17 protein-coding genes are annotated in these 16,702 nt (G+C 36.9%); 14 read left to right on the top strand and 3 right to left on the bottom strand.

Annotated elements, in window-relative coordinates; genetic code table 11:
• Positions 1–2 precede the first annotated feature (2 nt).
• Entirely contained in the window at positions 3–704 is a 702-nt protein-coding gene (locus DBR39_RS11155; RefSeq protein ID WP_124533059.1) for a PspA/IM30 family protein, read from the bottom strand.
• Positions 705–723: 19 nt separating this feature from the next.
• Positions 724–1,119, bottom strand: coding sequence for a molecular chaperone Tir (locus DBR39_RS11150; protein WP_103234624.1), 396 nt, complete (start codon positions 1,117–1,119; stop codon positions 724–726).
• A 122-nt stretch (positions 1,120–1,241) separates the two neighbouring features.
• Between DBR39_RS11150 and DBR39_RS11145 the strand changes: the two genes are divergently transcribed.
• On the top strand, positions 1,242–1,868 hold the full coding sequence (locus DBR39_RS11145; RefSeq protein WP_124533057.1) for a helix-turn-helix domain-containing protein: 627 nt from the start codon (positions 1,242–1,244) through the stop codon (positions 1,866–1,868).
• A gap of 218 nt (positions 1,869–2,086) precedes the next feature.
• On the top strand, positions 2,087–2,833 hold the full coding sequence (locus tag DBR39_RS11140) for a ThiF family adenylyltransferase (protein WP_124533056.1): 747 nt from the start codon (positions 2,087–2,089) through the stop codon (positions 2,831–2,833).
• An 11-nt stretch (positions 2,834–2,844) separates the two neighbouring features.
• On the opposite strand, the gene DBR39_RS11135 is transcribed toward DBR39_RS11140, so the two are convergent.
• The gene (locus DBR39_RS11135) at positions 2,845–3,603 is read right to left on the bottom strand and encodes a response regulator transcription factor (protein ID WP_103234627.1); all 759 of its coding nucleotides are present in this window, start codon (positions 3,601–3,603) and stop codon (positions 2,845–2,847) included.
• Between the two features lie 125 nt (positions 3,604–3,728).
• Here DBR39_RS11135 and DBR39_RS11130 point away from each other — a divergent pair, with 125 nt between their 5' ends.
• The 12 genes from DBR39_RS11130 (at position 3,729) to DBR39_RS11075 (ending at position 16,671) form a co-directional block, all read left to right on the top strand.
• Positions 3,729–4,373 (top strand): hypothetical protein, encoded by a 645-nt coding sequence (locus DBR39_RS11130; protein WP_124533054.1) that lies wholly within the window; start codon positions 3,729–3,731, stop codon positions 4,371–4,373.
• Positions 4,374–4,439: 66 nt separating this feature from the next.
• A complete protein-coding gene (locus DBR39_RS11125) occupies positions 4,440–6,836 on the top strand; it encodes an outer membrane beta-barrel family protein (protein WP_124533052.1) in 2,397 nt (798 codons plus the stop codon).
• Between the two features lie 87 nt (positions 6,837–6,923).
• A complete protein-coding gene (locus tag DBR39_RS11120) occupies positions 6,924–7,103 on the top strand; it encodes a class I lanthipeptide (RefSeq protein WP_076595230.1) in 180 nt (59 codons plus the stop codon).
• A 55-nt stretch (positions 7,104–7,158) separates the two neighbouring features.
• Complete coding sequence (locus DBR39_RS11115) at positions 7,159–7,338, top strand: class I lanthipeptide (protein ID WP_076595230.1); 180 nt, start codon at positions 7,159–7,161, stop codon at positions 7,336–7,338.
• A 54-nt stretch (positions 7,339–7,392) separates the two neighbouring features.
• On the top strand, positions 7,393–7,572 hold the full coding sequence (locus tag DBR39_RS11110) for a class I lanthipeptide (RefSeq protein ID WP_124533050.1): 180 nt from the start codon (positions 7,393–7,395) through the stop codon (positions 7,570–7,572).
• 49 nt (positions 7,573–7,621) lie between these two features.
• On the top strand, positions 7,622–7,801 hold the full coding sequence (locus DBR39_RS11105; RefSeq protein ID WP_076595230.1) for a class I lanthipeptide: 180 nt from the start codon (positions 7,622–7,624) through the stop codon (positions 7,799–7,801).
• A 62-nt stretch (positions 7,802–7,863) separates the two neighbouring features.
• The gene (locus DBR39_RS11100; RefSeq protein WP_175579922.1) at positions 7,864–8,028 is read left to right on the top strand and encodes a class I lanthipeptide; all 165 of its coding nucleotides are present in this window, start codon (positions 7,864–7,866) and stop codon (positions 8,026–8,028) included.
• A gap of 81 nt (positions 8,029–8,109) precedes the next feature.
• Positions 8,110–9,282: a lanthionine synthetase LanC family protein gene (locus DBR39_RS11095; RefSeq protein ID WP_124533048.1), complete on the top strand. Its 1,173-nt coding sequence runs from the start codon at positions 8,110–8,112 to the stop codon at positions 9,280–9,282.
• Positions 9,282–10,439 carry a lanthionine synthetase LanC family protein gene (locus tag DBR39_RS11090; protein ID WP_124533046.1) on the top strand — a complete coding sequence of 386 codons (1,158 nt, stop codon included), beginning with the start codon at positions 9,282–9,284 and terminating at the stop codon, positions 10,437–10,439. The genes DBR39_RS11095 and DBR39_RS11090 overlap by 1 nt, the downstream gene beginning before the upstream one ends.
• A 1-nt stretch (position 10,440) precedes the next feature.
• Entirely contained in the window at positions 10,441–11,388 is a 948-nt protein-coding gene (locus tag DBR39_RS11085) for an LLM class flavin-dependent oxidoreductase (protein WP_124533044.1), read from the top strand.
• Positions 11,369–14,470: a lantibiotic dehydratase gene (locus DBR39_RS11080; protein WP_124533042.1), complete on the top strand. Its 3,102-nt coding sequence runs from the start codon at positions 11,369–11,371 to the stop codon at positions 14,468–14,470. Before DBR39_RS11085 ends, DBR39_RS11080 begins: the two co-directional genes overlap by 20 nt.
• Positions 14,467–16,671: a peptidase domain-containing ABC transporter gene (locus DBR39_RS11075; RefSeq protein WP_124533040.1), complete on the top strand. Its 2,205-nt coding sequence runs from the start codon at positions 14,467–14,469 to the stop codon at positions 16,669–16,671. The genes DBR39_RS11080 and DBR39_RS11075 overlap by 4 nt, the downstream gene beginning before the upstream one ends.
• Positions 16,672–16,702: the final 31 nt, after the last annotated feature.

Here is a 16,702-nt window from a genome sequence, read left to right as displayed (position 1 = left end):
TATTAGCCTTTTTTAAGTGTTTCTTTTAATCTGTTTAAAGCTTCTTCAGCTTTTGTATCGTGATTGTTTACAATGGCATCTATTTCTTCATCAATACTTTTTCCTGATTTTGAAAGATCCGAATAGGCTTCTGCCAGAGCTTCCTGCTGTACAACACGGTCCTTTAGTTTTTCCAGCATGCTTACCGTACTTCCGGTATCCATCTGGGTCATCTTCTGATTGATATCTTTTGTGGCTTCACTTACCTGAACTCTTGCTTTCAGGGTTTTCAATTCATTTTCCCACTTGGCAATGCTCGATTTCAGATGATTGATATTTCCCTGCATCTTTTCGCATTCGTTATACAATTTTTCATGTTCTTTCTGAAGTGTATTTGCGCTTTCCTGTGAAGAAGTCTGCTTTTTCAAAGCTTCTTTGGCAAGACGGTCTGCTTCTGCAGTTTCCACTTCTCCTTTTTCTGCTTTCTGAACGATTACGATGGCTTTATTGTAATAATCTTTAGCGATCTGTTCTTCTGTCTCCGCTTCATTTTTTTTGCGAATGGCAAGAGCTTTCAACTGGGCAAGGGCTTCAATGCTTTTTCCCAGCTGTTCTTTCATTTCACGAATACCCTCTTCCGTTAAATTGATGGGGTCTTCAAAGCTCTCGATCACAGAATGGATCTCTGCTTTTCCTATTGTTAACAATCTTTTAAAAATGTTCATTTTAAATATCTTTTGTGAATTACTTACTCATTTCAAGCATTTCGGTTGTAAATTCTCCTACAAGGATTCCCAGGGAATTGATAGAGGCCATTACTTCGTTCTGAGCCATATTATCGGTAGGAAGTGTATCTCTGAAAATTACCCGTCTTCCGGTTCCATCCAGTACAAATGCTCCGTGAACGATATCTCTGTTCTTCTGAAGCAGTCTCAGGAATATTTTCTCGGATGGGTTTTTGATTTCAAAAAGAAACTGTTCCATAATCAGAATAGAGTCTGATATTATAAGGATCATGTTTTTTATCCCGTTGGATTCTTTTTCAATGATTAAGATTCTCTGAGCCTCATCCTCCAACGTGATGTTAAACTCATAATCTAACAACCACTCTTTGACCGTACTGAATATTTGATTTCTCATGATGGCTGGTTTAGTGTTTTATTTTCGTCTACACAAATATAAAATAAAATTCTCAAAATGCAAATATTATTAGCAATTATTTATTTCAGATTCTCTATCTTTGCAAAAAAGATTAGACAAAAATGAGCTTCTTCGGAACTAATATTAAGAAAATAAGACAGGTGAAAGGACTTAGTCAAAAGGCCTTTGCAGACATGTTTGATCTAAACAGAGGAGTCATAAGCTCTTATGAAGAAGGACGTGCCGAACCCAAAATCGAAACGATATTAAAAGTAGCCCATCATTTTAACCTTAATCTTGATAAATTACTCACTGAACCTCTACAGGTAAACCAGCTGGTAAGTGTATCTGACATAGATCAGCTTATGCTTTTCCCGGAATTGGCTATTCAGAACAGCAAAGAAGTACAGGCAAAAACGGACAACAATAATCCCAACGCTCCAATTTTGCAAAAAATATTAGCATCCGTTGACCTGGTCTATGAATTTACTCCTGAAAAACAATTGCTTCTTGAATATCATTATGGAGACGTTTTATTTTTAAATAAGACAGATCTGAAAAACGATCCTTTATCTAATCTATTGGTATATAAGGATGGCAGCCTTCAATACGGATCTGAAATAAAAACAAAAAACACTGATAATCAGGAATATTATAAGATTGTAGGGTACGTTTCTACTGCAGATAAAAATATTTTCACGGGTATTTTTGAAAGGCTGGAAAATCTTGAAAATAAGTTCAAAAATTAAATCATAATTCAACAGTGTTTGAATGGTAAAATAACTGAGATGGCTTCTGCCATTAAATTAATCACCAATTATTGAATAATAAAATATTGTAATTGGACCAAAACCCATATTTAATGTATGTTTTGCACACTTTTATTTTGATTTTCAGACCTAAAACTAAACTGTTGTGTAGTCGAAATTAAGACGTTTAAACCTATTTTTGTTTCAAAATAGAAGCAATGGAAACAAAATATTCTCGAAACAGGTTATACGTACAGGAAGAAGAGCAGGCCGCAATAAAAAACTTCTCAATTTTACTGGCAGGAAGTGGTATAGGCAGCAATATTGCCGAATGTGCCTTACGTTTTGGTTTTGAAAATATCACCATTGTGGATGGCGATACCATTGAGCAGTCTAATCTGAACCGGCAAAACTATACCCATCAGGATATTTCTTCCTATAAAGCAGAAACACTGTACCATCGTCTGAAAAGCATTAATCCTGATGCCAATATTCAGTACCGGAGCGAATTTATCACCCAGGATAATGTTCATGAAATTATAGGCAACCATGATATTGCCATCAACGCACTGGATTTTTCAAGCAATATCCCTGTGGTATTTGACAGAATATGTCAGGAAAAGGACATGCATGTATTGCATCCCTATAATCTTGGCTGGGGAGGTTTAGTGGCTGTTCTGGAGCCTAATGGTCTTCCTCTGGACATTCTTTCTGATGATAATTTTAATGAACTCAAAATGGTAGAATACATTGCGGGCTATCTTCGCTTTTGGAGAACTCCCAATGAGTGGCTTGAAAATATTATTGACGATTATAAGAACGAAAAAGAAAACCTTCCTCCTCCTCAATTAGCGATCGCTTCATGGATAGTTGCCGGAATGTGTACTCACGTAATGTTCAAAATAGCCACAGGAAAGCCTTATAAAGCCTTTCCTCAGTTTTATATGAACGCTATTTCCGAATAAATATCAGGAATTTAAATCAGTTTATAATTGGTTGCATAGGATAATGCTTCTGTGATATTACTTACGCCCATTTTATCAAATAATTTTCTTCGGTGAAACTTCACCGTATCTCCTGTTACATAGATCTTATCGGCAATTTCATTGATGGTAAGTCCCTGGGCATACAACCTCAGTATCTCTGCCTCTCTTTCCGAGAGCTTTACTTTCTCTTCTTTGATCCATCTGTTATCTTTCAGATCATAATTCCAGATCTCATCTGTTCCCTGCTTTACAATAGAAATATTTCCGGATGCATGATTATGGGATAGTGATACAATACACATCGCCTTCCACATTTTGCCTTCTGAAGACAAGAAAAGCGGGGTGAGCTTGTGGTTGATAAGGATGGTATTTTTACTTTCATTGACTAAATGAAAATCATAGGAAATTGTATAGAGTTTTCGCTCATTCACGGGCAGATTCTCATAGAATTCAAACCCTACTTCATTGATTTTAAACAACAGATCCAGGTCTTCTTTTTTTACATGCCGGAAATAGAAAGCATACCCCATTGTTTCTACCTCTTTGGGAGTATGATCACAAAGAAATAAAGGATTATCTGAGACATACTCAAAATTTTGTTTCTGATAATCGATGACATACAAACTCATATAAGTGATCCTGGCAAAGGCTTTAATCACCTCAAGGTAATCAGACGTCTGATGATTCTCTGACTCTGAGATCGCATCAATGCTGTTTTTTTTCGAAAAGAATTTACCAATCTCTTCCATAGTTAAGTTTTTAAGGTACAGTTTTTAGGTTACTACACTAAAGTGTAGACTTTAAGGAATCTACACTAAAGTGTAGCATATCCCACTATTCAGTGTAATAATTTTACTATAAAGATAAAAAAAATATGGAACATCTTAACTTTTATTCTTTAAGTAATAAAAACTTATACGAATTAGCAGAATTTGTTGTTACCGAAAACTTTAATCATCATGAAAGTTATTCTGATACGGATCAGTTTAAGGCTGAAGTAGAGGATATATATCATGAGGAAAAGAACTTTAAAAAGTCTAAGGTTTTTGTCTCCAGAGATCACGAAGGTAAGATCAATGGTTCTATAAGAGTTTTTAAATGGAATCATAAGGATATCCTTCCATTGGAAAAACTTTTCCAGATCAATCCATCTTCTTTTATCAAAAATAAAACAACCAACATCTGGCACATTGGAAGATTTGCTATCAAAAAAGGAATTGATAAAACAGGCTTTGGAATTTTCAAAACATTAATGGCATATGCGCTTAATGAAGTTTGTCAGAATGAAAATTCTGTTGCCATTGCTGAATGTGATGCCAAGCTTCTGAAAGTTCTTAAGCTTATGGGAATAGAAGCTGTTACACTGGCTGAACCTATTCATTATCTGGGATCTGAAACGATTCCTGTAATGCTTACCTATAATGGGCTGAAAAACTTCTTTGATAAGAACTGTCATTTGATGTCAACACAGCAGGTGAGCGCCCTACACCAAAGTGTAGTATTGAAACAAACCGCCTAAAACTACACTTCCGTGTAGCAACATTCAAAACGCAACATTCTACATTTGAAACATAAAATAAAAGACATGGCAAAGAAATACTTAATACCGTTATTATCCTTTTTAGGAATGGGCATCCATCTTAATGCTCAGAGTATTTCCGGTAAAGTATCTGATGAAAAGGCAAAAAATATTTCTTATGTAGAAGTGATCCTGCTGGCAGGAAATGATAAGTTCTCAACGATCACTGATGAAAACGGACTTTTCTCCATTAAACTTCCGAAAGCTGATTCTTATAAAATGGAATTTTTCCTGAACGGAAGCAAAGTATACGAAGGAAATGAAAATATAGAAGGTGAAATTACAAGAAGCTATACGATAAAAGACAGTCAGCAAGAAAGCCAGGAGATTCAGACGATCAGTCTGACAAAAAAGAAAAAACTGATTGAAAGAAAAATAGACCGTCTTGTTTTCAATGTAGAAAATTCGGTTGCAGCAACAGGAGGAACGGCATTAGATGCTTTGAAAACGACTCCTCTGGTCCGTATTCAGGATGAAAAGGTTTCTATTGTTGGAAAGGGTGAAGTTCTGGTTATGATTGACGACCGCATTCAGAGAATGTCCCCGGATGATTTGTCAAGCTTACTAAAATCTATTCCTTCAGACAATATCCAGTCTATTGAAGTGATCACTACCCCACCGGCTAAGTATGATGCAGAAGGAGATAGTGGGCTGGTAAATATCAAATTAAAAAAAGGAAAGGCAAATTCCTGGAATGCCAATATCGGAGGTAATTATACCCAGAAAACCTATGCAGGAGGAGGCCTTCAGGGAGCCTTTAATTACAACCGCAACAGGCTGTCATTACAAATCACTGCCAATACCAATTCCCAAAGGCTTCGCACTACATCTGACAGTAAGATTTACTATCCGGATGAACTATGGATCCTGAATGTCAAAAATAAATCGGAAGAGAACAATCTCGGACTGGGGTTTGGCATTGATTACAAAATATCGGATAAATGGACAACGGGGGCAAAATATCTGGGCAGTTTTACCAGAAATACCTCATCAAACAGTCCTTTCACCTCAAGGTTTAATCCTTCAGGAGCCGTGAACTCATACATTACGTCTGATGTGGATGCCAACAATAAACCTAATATGAATTCTCTTAACTGGTACAACACCTTTAAAGTAGATTCTGCAGGGACAAAAATCACCACGGATTTTGACTATTTCCACTACAGAAAAAGTGATTACAACTTTTATGCAGGAAATGAGCTGGATCCTCAAAGAAATATTCTTCCTGGAAAGTTTTTCTCAGCCACGAATACCAACGTGAACCGTATTGAAAACTATTCTGGAAAAGTGGATGTGGAAATGCCGTTGAAATGGGCTTCTTTAACCTTCGGGGGGAAGTACACGTATACAAATACCAATAATGACCTTGTGGTTTTGGATCATAAAACAGGAGCGCCTGTTTTAAATACAGACCAGTCCAATATTTTTAATTATAAAGAGCATAATGAAGCGTTGTACGTTTCTGCAAGCAAAAAGCTGGGTGAAAAATGGGAAACTCAGGCTGGGTTGAGGATGGAGGCTACACAAACGACCGGATATTCGCATAATCTTAATCAAACCAACAAAAATGATTATGTAAAATTGTTCCCGACAGCATATGTGACCTATAATCCTGATGATAAAAATTCTTTCTCGCTGAACTATAGCAGAAGAATCCGCAGACCGAATTTCGATTATCTGAATCCGTTTGTGGTACGCACCAGCCCTTATTATTATTCGGAAGGGAACCCGTTCCTGAAGCCGTCAATAATAGACAATATTGAGTTTTCATATGTAAGAAATCAAAAATGGGTATCCTCAGTGTATTATTCTCAGGTATCAGACTTCAGCCAGGATCTTGCCATTCTGGATCAGAATACCAATATCACAAGAAGCACGCCTTTGAATTATGCCAACACCTATCAGATCGGGGTTTCAACGTATTACAATTTTAATAAATGGTCGTGGTGGAACAGTTTTACAGGGTTTAATGTCAATTATCAGAAGGTAAAGTCCAAAACAGATTTCATCAGCTCGATAGACGGATATAATGCCTATTTCTATTCGAATAATGACTTCACGCTGAATAAGTCTAAAACCATATTCGTCAGTGCCAATTATGGGCTGCAGCTTCCGGGACGCTATCAGATCTTTCATATCTCAACAATGAATATTCTGGATGTTTCTATGAAATTCCTGCTCCTGGATAAGAAACTGACACTTACCGTTACCGGTATGGATCTTTTGAACGGCCAGCGTCCTGTGATCACTTATGAATCGAATGGTGTAAAAACAGACTTCAGCAGCTATGGTGACACAAGAGGAGTAAGAGTCTCGTTAAGCTACAGGTTCGGAAACAAGAATCTAAAATCTGAACAACAGAGAAACTTCGGAAACGAGGACGAAAGAAACAGAATTAATTAATCAAATATATACTTGCAAGTAGGGTCCAATAAAGGTTTTATGACTTGAAAAGATAACCAGAACTAACCATACTAAAATTTTAAAATCATGCACAAAATTAAATTAACAAAAGGATTACAGATCAACAAAGAGCAAATCAGCAAACTACAGGAAGAGCAAATGAACAGCCTTAAAGGAGGGGTTAACAGCCTTCAGGCAGCAGCACAATCTTGCGGACAGTGTTCTTGCGGTGGAAACACAATCGTAAAAACGAGAGCAGCTCAATAATAAGCTTGCCAAATCACATTTAAAATAAACAATAACAATCTAAAAATCAAACATCATGCACAAAATTAAATTAACTAAAGGATTACAAATCAACAAAGAGCAAATCAGCAAATTACAGGAAGAGCAAATGAACAGCCTTAAAGGAGGGGTTAACAGCCTTCAGGCAGCGGCTCAATCTTGCGGACAGTGTTCTTGCGGTGGAAACACAATCGTAAAAACGAGAGCAGCTCAATAATAAGCTTGCCAAATCACATTTAAAATAAACAATAACAATTTAAAATCAAACATCATGAACAAAATGAAATTATCTAAAGGATTACAGATCAACAAAGAACAAATCAGCAAACTTCAGGAAGAGCAAATGAATGGTCTTAAAGGAGGAGTTAACAGCCTTCAGGCAGCGGCTCAGTCTTGCGGGCAGTGTTCTTGCGGTGGAAATACAGTGGTACAAACAAGAGCTGCTAAGTAATTCTCACAAAAATTCGAAAATATTTATAACAATCTAAAAATCAAACATCATGCACAAAATTAAATTAACTAAAGGTCTTCAAATCAACAAAGAGCAAATCAGTAAGCTTCAGGAGGAGCAAATGAACAGCCTTAAAGGAGGGGTTAACAGCCTTCAGGCAGCAGCTCAGTCTTGCGGACAGTGTTCTTGCGGTGGAAACACAATCGTAAAAACGAGAGCTGCTCAATAATAAGCTTCCCCAATCACATTTAAAATAAACAATAACAATTAAAATCAAACATCATGAACAAAATGAAATTAACTAAGGGTCTTCAAATCAACAAAGAGCAAATCAGCAAACTTCAGGAAGAGCAAATGAATAGCCTAAAAGGAGGTGTTAACAGTCTTCAGGCTGCAGCTCAGTCTTGTGGACAATGTTCTTGTGGTGGAAACACTGTGGTACAAACAAGAAAGTAATCTACTCCTATAAAAGAGGGAGAACTTTTCACAGACCTCCCTCTTTTAAAAAAAATTATATAATCTCATAGCTCTCAGATCATGCAAAAAGAAAAACTAATCATCTCAGAAATAGAAGAATGTATCCGCAAAAAAGATACTTCCCTTACCGGAATCGGTCTTAATAACGGGATTCTAAGTGCTTCAATGTTCTATTATTATCATTATCTAATGACCAAAGAATCGGAATCTTTAGAACTGGTAACCCATTACATTGAGAAGTCTCTGTCTGTTTTAACAGAAGATTATAAAAGTCTTCATTTTAATGACGAAATAAGAGAGCTAGGATTATATCTTATGTTCCTGAAACAGGAAGAAGTTTTAGACAGCGAAATTGATTCTTTACTGGAGAATATAGATGAAATTCTGGAAGAAATACTGGTCCAGCAAACGGAGAAAGGAGATCTTGACTTAACAAGCGGTTTTCCGAGTTTTGCCAAATATTTCGTACTGAGAAATCTTGAAGGCAAAAAACATCTGATAGACGAAACGCTGAATAAAATCATTGAGCTTGCTCATCCTCATGAAAGCGGAAGCTACTGGAAATTTGATCTTCGGGATAAAGAAAATCCTTATGTAGAACTAGGTTTAGGACATGGAACCACAGGAGTAATCAACTATTTGTTATTCCTTTATAAAAATAACATCTACAACCAGGAATCTCTGGAACTCATTCACAAAGGATTATCATTCATATGGAACTGCAAAGAAAGCAACACGGACAATATCACGCTTTTCCCGTTCAATGCCTTTGAAGACGTCTACATAGATTATCACAATCTCGCTTACGGTGAAATAGGAATTGGCTATACTTTTTACAACGCCGGAATTCTCTTAGAACATAAAGAATATTGCGACAAAGGACTGCAAATATTGATCAACACTACAAAATTTAAAGATGCTGATCAGTCTGCCATCCTGGAGCCGGGACTCATTTATGGTTCCGCAGGATTATCCGCCTTGTACAAAAAAATCTATCATCTTACTGAGCAGGATGTCTTTTTGGAAGCCAAAGAATATTGGCACGAGCATCTTCTTCAATCAAAAAATAATGAAAGTGAAAAATGGGCAGGATTCAAAGCCTATTACAATGCAGAGTTTGACAACATCAATATGGCCCTGGGCCAAGGCATAGCAGGAATCGGGATTACCCTGATGAACAATGTCATTAAAACCAATCACAACTACGTCTCATTCTATAATTACGATCTATAATGGAAACTCTACAATCTCAAAATATCACGACCATTCTTCATGAATACGATCAAAAACTTCTTGATTTTGATTATGGAAATTTACCTGATGGATTACTTTATGGAAAACTGGGACTGCTGCTCTATTTCTTAACACAATATCAAATCTCCGGAAATGATATCTATGTAAACAAGGTAGGAACTATCCTTGAAGAAGTCTTCGAGAATGGCAATCTGCAAAAAGAGAGCAACGTATATACACTCCCGAATCTATCCAAAGGAATGACCGGATTGGGCATTATCCTGGATTTATTAAAAAAAGACGGATTAATACAAGATGACTTTGATGAGCAGATTACTGACATCGGAGAACTGATCTTCCAGCAATCCGTTACCATGCTGAAGGAAGACAATTATACTTTTTTTGATGGGCCGATAGGAAATCTTCATTACTTCAACACCATCAGAAATGAACAGTACAGCAGCGAAATTGTAGACATTCTTTATGATGAATGCATTTCCCACCCCATCCCATTTGAAAATAAGCTGAACGACAGCTATGCAGATGGTATTAACTTAGGATTCAACTATGGCTATCTTTCTATTGTTAATAATCTTTTGAGCCTTCCGGTAATAACGGAAAAAGCAAGGCATATTATTAACACCTGTCTGGATTTCATTATTTCCAATTTTGATGTCCATGAAGTAGAAAATGCCAGAATATATAAACCATACAATTACAAAATAGCAGAAAACCTGTTGAAGCCTTTCCACAACAACAGACTTTGCTGGTGCAACAGTGATCTCTCCTTCTCTTATCTTCTTTATAAAACAGGAGAAACACTGCAGGAAACAAGATACAGAGATATGGCCCATGAACTGGGGTTAGAAACCACAAAAAGGAGAGTAATGGCCAATACAGGCGTAGAATTTATTCAATATTGCCACGGAACTTCTGGACTTGTACAGCTCTATAACGAGATCAATAAAAAAGATGCCCATCCGGACTATAAACAGGCCAAAAACTTCTGGGTGAAAAGATCACTGGAAATCCTGGAAAACGAATTGGATCAACCCCTTACTGAGCAGGACGGCTCTTTGCTCTTTGGGAAAACCGGAGCATTGATCGCTCTCAATGATAAAATCGACAAAACTAAATACCTAAAATTTTTACTGTAACATGAAAACAAAAAGCATAGGATTACTAGAACTAGGATACAGAAGCGGCAAAGATTCCATCACAGCTCTTAACGATGTAGTTGATTATGCCCTTCATGCAGAGAGATTAGGATACAGCAGATTCTGGCTGGCAGAGCATCATTATTCCCACCTCAAGAATCTTGCATTTTCAAATCCGGATATCGTGATTGCCATGATCGCCGGAATGACAGAAAAGATAAGAGTAGGATCAGCAGGAACTTCAGTTCCCAGTTATTCTCCTTACGCTGTCGCTACCAATTATAAACTGATCAATAATATATTCAACGGAAGAATAGACCTTGGTTTATCAAAAGGAATTCCTGAAAGCACGTATACCAAAAACCTTTTGAATCCGGATATCCTTGAAAGAGGCACCGGAGTGGTTTTCAAAGAAAATGCCCACGAAATTCACGAACTGTTTTATTCTGAAGCCGAAAAGAACGAAAAAGAAGGAATTTTAATCCCTCCGTACGGCGGACTGATCCCCGATCTCTGGTATCTTTCTTCTTCTCTGAACAATCTGGATGACGCCATCAGTTTACATTCAAACTATTGTGTGTCAGCATTTCACGGAAGCGGAAAATTCCTTGAAGATCTTGAAGATAAAAAAGAAGAGATCAACAGATATAGAGATTCATTTGTACAGAAAAACGGATTTGCTCCTAAAATATCACTGGCACTGGCCATCAATCTTTCAGAAGTCAACGAAATAAAATCCGATGCCGATGAATCCGAATCATTCAAAATCCTCAACCTCAACTTCGAAGAGCTTTTTGAACTGATTGAAAAACTGGATGAAAAACTGTCCGTCGATGAATTCATTTTATATGATACAGAATCCGACAGTGACAAGAAAATAGAAAACGCTGAAACGATAAGCAATCACTACAACTTACAATCTATTCAACATGAAAACGCAGTTAGATAACATCAATATTGGCTTTATGAGGAACTCTTTGTACTCATTCAAACAATATAATAATATACCGAAAAATACGGCAGATCTTGATCATTTCGTACTGGAATTGTGGAATGATGAAGTTTTCAGAGAATCTATCTTTTTAGCCTCTTATGAGCTGTATAGCGAATGGGCAAGATTGTGCCAGAACGACCCTTCTTTATCTCTGGTAAAGAGAAACAAAATCAATAATTCTATTCTGAAATACTACATCAGAATTACAACCAGATCTACTCCGTTCGGAACATTTGCTTCCCACTCCGCTTTTGAACTCAGTTCAGAAAACAAAAATATTGAAGCCGGAAATATGAATTCTATCCATCGGTATACTACCCTGGATCTGTCTTTCCTTTTTCAGGTTATAACATTAATCAACAGAGACTTTCCGGAAGTTCACGAATATGAACTTAATGACTCGATCTATAAGTTAGGTGATTATTACCGATATATCGAAACTACAATACAGAATGAAAAAAGAGTCTACACTTTAAGCTCATTGGAAAAAGATGAACTTCTGGATTTTCTGGTTGATACCATAGCAGACCAATCTTATCCTTTTGATAAACTGGTTGCCTTGGTTGCAGAAAACGTGGAAGGAGTTTCTGAAGAAGATGCCAAATATTACATTTTCAGCCTGATTGATGCCCAGTTCTTTAAAAGCGGCTTTGACATCTGCTTAAATGAACATTCCCCTTTGTTTCAGATCATTGAATATTTAAGTTCAAAAAAAGGGATTTATCCTGAACTCGACACCTATCTGGAAACCCTCATCAAAATGGATGGCTATATGGAATTGCTGAACTCAGGAATAGGACAAGCTCAGGAATATTACAACGAGATATTCGCACTTGCTAACCAGTTTTCGATTTTGTATGACAGAAAATATCTGATCAACTCATCCTTAAAAAGAAATCTTGACTTTTCACCTGTTACCAGAGAAGATCTTTCCAAAATCAAAAAGGGAATCAATACCTTAACCTGCTTTTGGGACAAAGGAAGTGAAACAGTGAATGAAAATTTAGAAAAATTTAAATCTGCTTTTTACACAAGATATGAAGAAAGCCTGGTGCCTTTGGTTGAAGTATTGGATAATGAAAGCGGCATCGGATACATTCAGGAGCAAAACAATGAAAATGATTTTTCTTCCCTGTTGGATACCCTAAGCTGGCCTAATTCTAATAATGATTCATTTTCTATCACTTACAATAAAAAAATTCATGAATTCTGGAGAAGACTCATCAACAAAGCCAATATCAATGGAGATACTGCGATAGACCTTAGCCAGCACGATATTGACAGCCTTCAGAATGCGGAAGAAGTAAGCCTTGCAAGATCTCTGTCGGTTATGATTGAAAAGGTTTCTGATAAAATCGCAATCTCTTCTGTAGGCGGAACAAGCGGCACCAATCTTATCGCCAGATTTTCCAATGAAGATGAAGAAATCCTGGCTCCAATGAACAGAATTATCAAAGAAGAACAGAATGATGATCATTTTATCTACGCAGAGCTGCTTCATTTACCGGACAACAGAGTGGGAAATATCTTACTGAGACAGGTGAAAAGAGGCAATCAGCTTTCCTTTCTTACCAAACCTTCAGCGTCGGAAAATACAATAGCCCTGACGGATCTTTATATTAAAATGATTGATAAAAGAGTTGTATTATTCCATAAAGGACTGAATAAAGAGGTTAAAATCTTCCATTCTACCGCCCACAATTTTGATTATAATTCGCTTCCGGTCTATCAGTTTTTATGTGATCTTCAGCACCAGGATGTCTCCTCTGCATTGGTTTTAAACATCGGAGACACCAACTATCTGATGTATGATTACATTCCTCGTATCACTTATGGCGAAGACATCATCTTTACTCCGGCATTATGGAGATTATACCAGAACGAAGTATCAGGGGTAAAGACTAAAAATAATACTGAAAGCATTAAAACGATAAAAGAATATCTTTCAGATAAAAAGGTCAACCGATATTTCTTTATTTCTCAGGGAGACAATAAGTTACTGATCGATGCGGAAAATGAAAATCTTTTATTATTCCTGATTGATGAGCTGAGATCCAAGGAAATGGTAACCCTTACAGAATGTCTTTATGATCTTGAGACCGACGAATTCAACAACGAGATTGTCATCCCAATGATCAACAGGAATTATAAAGCATTTAAAACAGAGCTTGACCATCATCTTTTCAACATCAATGTTTCTGATAATAAGTTTATTCCCGGAAATAAGTGGCTGTATTATAAAATCTATTGCGGCAACAAGTTCTCAGACAAAATATTACAGGACGTCTTCCCAGATCTTTTACCTCAGCTCAGTGAGGAAGAACTGATCAAAAAGTGGTTCTACATCAGATACAGTGACCCTGATAATCATATCAGACTGAGACTGGAAATCAATGACAGTAAACTCACCAATACTGCTCAGATCATTACCACTTTCAACGATTATTTTGATAAGTATATCAGCGAAGGAATCATTAATAAAGTGGAAATGGGAACCTATGACAGAGAATATGAAAGATATGAAGGTGAATTTATCGATGCTGCTGAACACATCTTCCATTATGACAGCAAACTGACCGTTAATCTGCTGAAAAACATACCCAATAACGATGACCTTTGGCTGTACACCATCAAAAGTATTGATACCTACTTCAATGTCTTCAACCTGGATCTGGACAAGCGATATGAAGTCATCAACAAACTTTATACCCAGTTTCAGCGGGAGTTTAATGTAGACAGCAACCTTAAGAAGCAACTCGATTTGAAATACAGAAACAACCTGAACATCATCAGCGAGATTGTAGAAACAGACAACAGCCCTTATTTCTCAGAATTTGTCAGTTCCATCACAGAAAACTGCAGAGAAATAGAGAATCTGAAGACCATTCAAAAAGAAAGATTAGTCAGCAGTTTTATTCATATGCATATCAACAGGCTGATCAGATCCAGACACAGAATGCACGAACTGATCATCTACGGAATTGTAGAGAAGTATTATAAAATGAAAATCGGCAAAAGAAAATATCTAGTATCATGAAGCTAAAATTTATCCCTCAACACGACCAAATGGACTGCGGTCCTGCATGTATCGCAATGGTGGCTTCCTACTTTGGCAAGCAGATTCCGTTACATTTTTTAAAAGAAAATGCCAACTTATCCAGAGAAGGAGTTAGCTTACTGAGCATCAGTGAACTATGTGAAGATATTGGATTTGAAACTTATCCTGCCAAGCTTACATTACAGACTTTGGATGAAAACGGCAGCCTGCCTTGTATCCTACACTGGAATAAAAACCACTTCGTAGTCCTTCTTGATGTAAAGAAAAGCCTTATCACAGGAAAAAAACGTTACAGAATTGCCGATCCAAGCCATGGAATGATCTGGCTGAACGAAAAAGATTTTCTTAAAAGCTGGTTATCAGACGGTGAAACAGGAATCGCTCTTTTCGTAAGTCCTACCAACAGTTTTTATCAGCAGACATTCCCGGAAGAAGATAAATTGAGTATTTCTTTTGCCATGAAATATTTCAAAGAGCATAAAAGCAAATTTCTCTTTTTGTCTGGTATGCTTCTTATCGGAAGCTGCCTGAGCCTTGTCTTTCCGTTCCTTACACAAACACTTATTGATAAGGGAGTTAACACGAAAGATGTAGATTTGATTACAATCATTCTTATCTCTCAGGTAGTGTTATATTTAGGAAGCATTACGATAGAAATTCTCAGAAACTGGCTGATGCTTTATATCGGAACCAGAATTAGTATTTCCATTATTTCAGACTTCCTAAAAAAGATGCTTCTCCTTCCCATGGGTTTTTTTGATACCAAAATGAAGGGAGATTTTACCCAGAGAATCCAGGATAACGAGAGAATAGAAGATTTCCTTACCTCTCAGAGCCTTATGACTTTCTTCTCTATGGTTACCTTCCTTGTGTTTTTCGGAGTGCTTTGGTATTATAATGTAACAATCGTGCTTATTTACTCATCTCTGACAGCATTATCATTGGTTTGGGCTCAATATTGGCTTAAAAAAAGAGAAATCCTCGATTATTACCGATTCAGAGAAAAAGGACAAAGTCAGGAAAGCGTTTATGAAATTCTGAACGGAGTTTCTGAGATGAAACTGAACCAGTTCGAAGACTATAAAAGACAGGAATGGGAAGGTATTCAAAATAAACTTTTCAAAACAACCCTTCGTATCTTAAAAGTAGATCAGTATCAGTTTTCAGGCTTTGAGTTCCTTAATCAGCTTAAAAACATTTTCGTTACGTTCTTTGCGGCATTGCAGGTTGTAAAAGGAAATATGACTATTGGTGAGCTATTGGCGATATCTTACATCATCGGACAGCTCAACTCTCCTGTCAACCAAATGATTTCTTTCTTCCGCTCTTTACAGGATGCGAAACTGAGCCTTTCAAGATTAAATGAAGTTCAGAATCACGAAGAAGAGGAAAAAGAAGGAATGAAAGCCCTTGAAATCAATAGTACATCTTCAGAAGAAGAAAGAGGAATTACCTTAAATAATGTTTCTTTCCAATATGAAGGTCCAAAATCTCAGTTTGTTTTAAAGGATGTCAATCTGTTTATCCCTGAAGGTAAAGTAACTGCTATTGTAGGGGCCAGCGGAAGCGGAAAGACGACATTAATGAAGCTGTTATTGAAGTTCTATAATCCAACTCATGGTACCATTCATTACAACGAGGACGATATTCTAACGCTATCTCCAAAAAGTGTCAGAGAAAACTATGGTGTTGTTATGCAGGACGGTTTTATTTTCTCAGACACCATCGAAAGAAATATTGCTACCAGCGAAGTAGAGATCAACACCAGAAAAATGGAAAATGCAGTAAGAGTAGCTAATATTTCCTCTTTCATCGATAATCTGCCATTAGGATACAGCACCAAAATCGGGGCTGCCGGCAACGGAATCTCCGGAGGTCAGAAACAGAGAGTTCTTATTGCAAGAGCAGTCTATAAAAATCCTCATTTTATATTATTTGATGAAGCAACCTCTGCGCTGGATGCCGAAAATGAAAAGATTATTCATGATAACCTGCAGGAATTCTTCAAAGGAAAAACGGTAATTATCGTAGCACACCGTTTAAGTACCGTAAAAAATGCAGATCAGATTATAGTCCTGAAAAATGGAGCCGTTGTAGAAAAAGGCAACCACCAGGAACTTGTAAACAGAAAAGCAGATTACTACAGTCTTGTAAAGAATCAGCTTGAATTGGGCAACTAATCACCTCTCAATATATTTTTGACCGTTTCAC

Origin of the sequence: Chryseobacterium sp. KBW03 (assembly GCF_003852415.1) — a bacterium.
GTDB classification, from domain to species: domain Bacteria; phylum Bacteroidota; class Bacteroidia; order Flavobacteriales; family Weeksellaceae; genus Chryseobacterium; species Chryseobacterium viscerum.
This window is presented reverse-complemented; position numbering and strand designations above follow the sequence as displayed.

Excerpts from the sequence above, each read along its gene's own strand:
- DBR39_RS11100 (WP_175579922.1), top strand. The coding sequence starts at position 7,864 with ATGAAATTAACTAAGGGTCTTCAAATCAACAAAGAGCAAATCAGCAAA.
- DBR39_RS11085 (WP_124533044.1), top strand. The coding sequence starts at position 10,441 with ATGAAAACAAAAAGCATAGGATTACTAGAACTAGGATACAGAAGCGGC.
- DBR39_RS11140 (WP_124533056.1), top strand. The coding sequence starts at position 2,087 with ATGGAAACAAAATATTCTCGAAACAGGTTATACGTACAGGAAGAAGAG.
- DBR39_RS11155 (WP_124533059.1), bottom strand. The coding sequence starts at position 704 with ATGAACATTTTTAAAAGATTGTTAACAATAGGAAAAGCAGAGATCCAT.
- DBR39_RS11130 (WP_124533054.1), top strand. The coding sequence starts at position 3,729 with ATGGAACATCTTAACTTTTATTCTTTAAGTAATAAAAACTTATACGAA.
- DBR39_RS11125 (WP_124533052.1), top strand. The coding sequence starts at position 4,440 with ATGGCAAAGAAATACTTAATACCGTTATTATCCTTTTTAGGAATGGGC.
- DBR39_RS11090 (WP_124533046.1), top strand. The coding sequence starts at position 9,282 with ATGGAAACTCTACAATCTCAAAATATCACGACCATTCTTCATGAATAC.
- DBR39_RS11135 (WP_103234627.1), bottom strand. The coding sequence starts at position 3,603 with ATGGAAGAGATTGGTAAATTCTTTTCGAAAAAAAACAGCATTGATGCG.
- DBR39_RS11105 (WP_076595230.1), top strand. The coding sequence starts at position 7,622 with ATGCACAAAATTAAATTAACTAAAGGTCTTCAAATCAACAAAGAGCAA.
- DBR39_RS11110 (WP_124533050.1), top strand. The coding sequence starts at position 7,393 with ATGAACAAAATGAAATTATCTAAAGGATTACAGATCAACAAAGAACAA.
- DBR39_RS11075 (WP_124533040.1), top strand. The coding sequence starts at position 14,467 with ATGAAGCTAAAATTTATCCCTCAACACGACCAAATGGACTGCGGTCCT.
- DBR39_RS11115 (WP_076595230.1), top strand. The coding sequence starts at position 7,159 with ATGCACAAAATTAAATTAACTAAAGGATTACAAATCAACAAAGAGCAA.
- DBR39_RS11095 (WP_124533048.1), top strand. The coding sequence starts at position 8,110 with ATGCAAAAAGAAAAACTAATCATCTCAGAAATAGAAGAATGTATCCGC.
- DBR39_RS11120 (WP_076595230.1), top strand. The coding sequence starts at position 6,924 with ATGCACAAAATTAAATTAACAAAAGGATTACAGATCAACAAAGAGCAA.
- DBR39_RS11145 (WP_124533057.1), top strand. The coding sequence starts at position 1,242 with ATGAGCTTCTTCGGAACTAATATTAAGAAAATAAGACAGGTGAAAGGA.
- DBR39_RS11150 (WP_103234624.1), bottom strand. The coding sequence starts at position 1,119 with ATGAGAAATCAAATATTCAGTACGGTCAAAGAGTGGTTGTTAGATTAT.
- DBR39_RS11080 (WP_124533042.1), top strand. The coding sequence starts at position 11,369 with ATGAAAACGCAGTTAGATAACATCAATATTGGCTTTATGAGGAACTCT.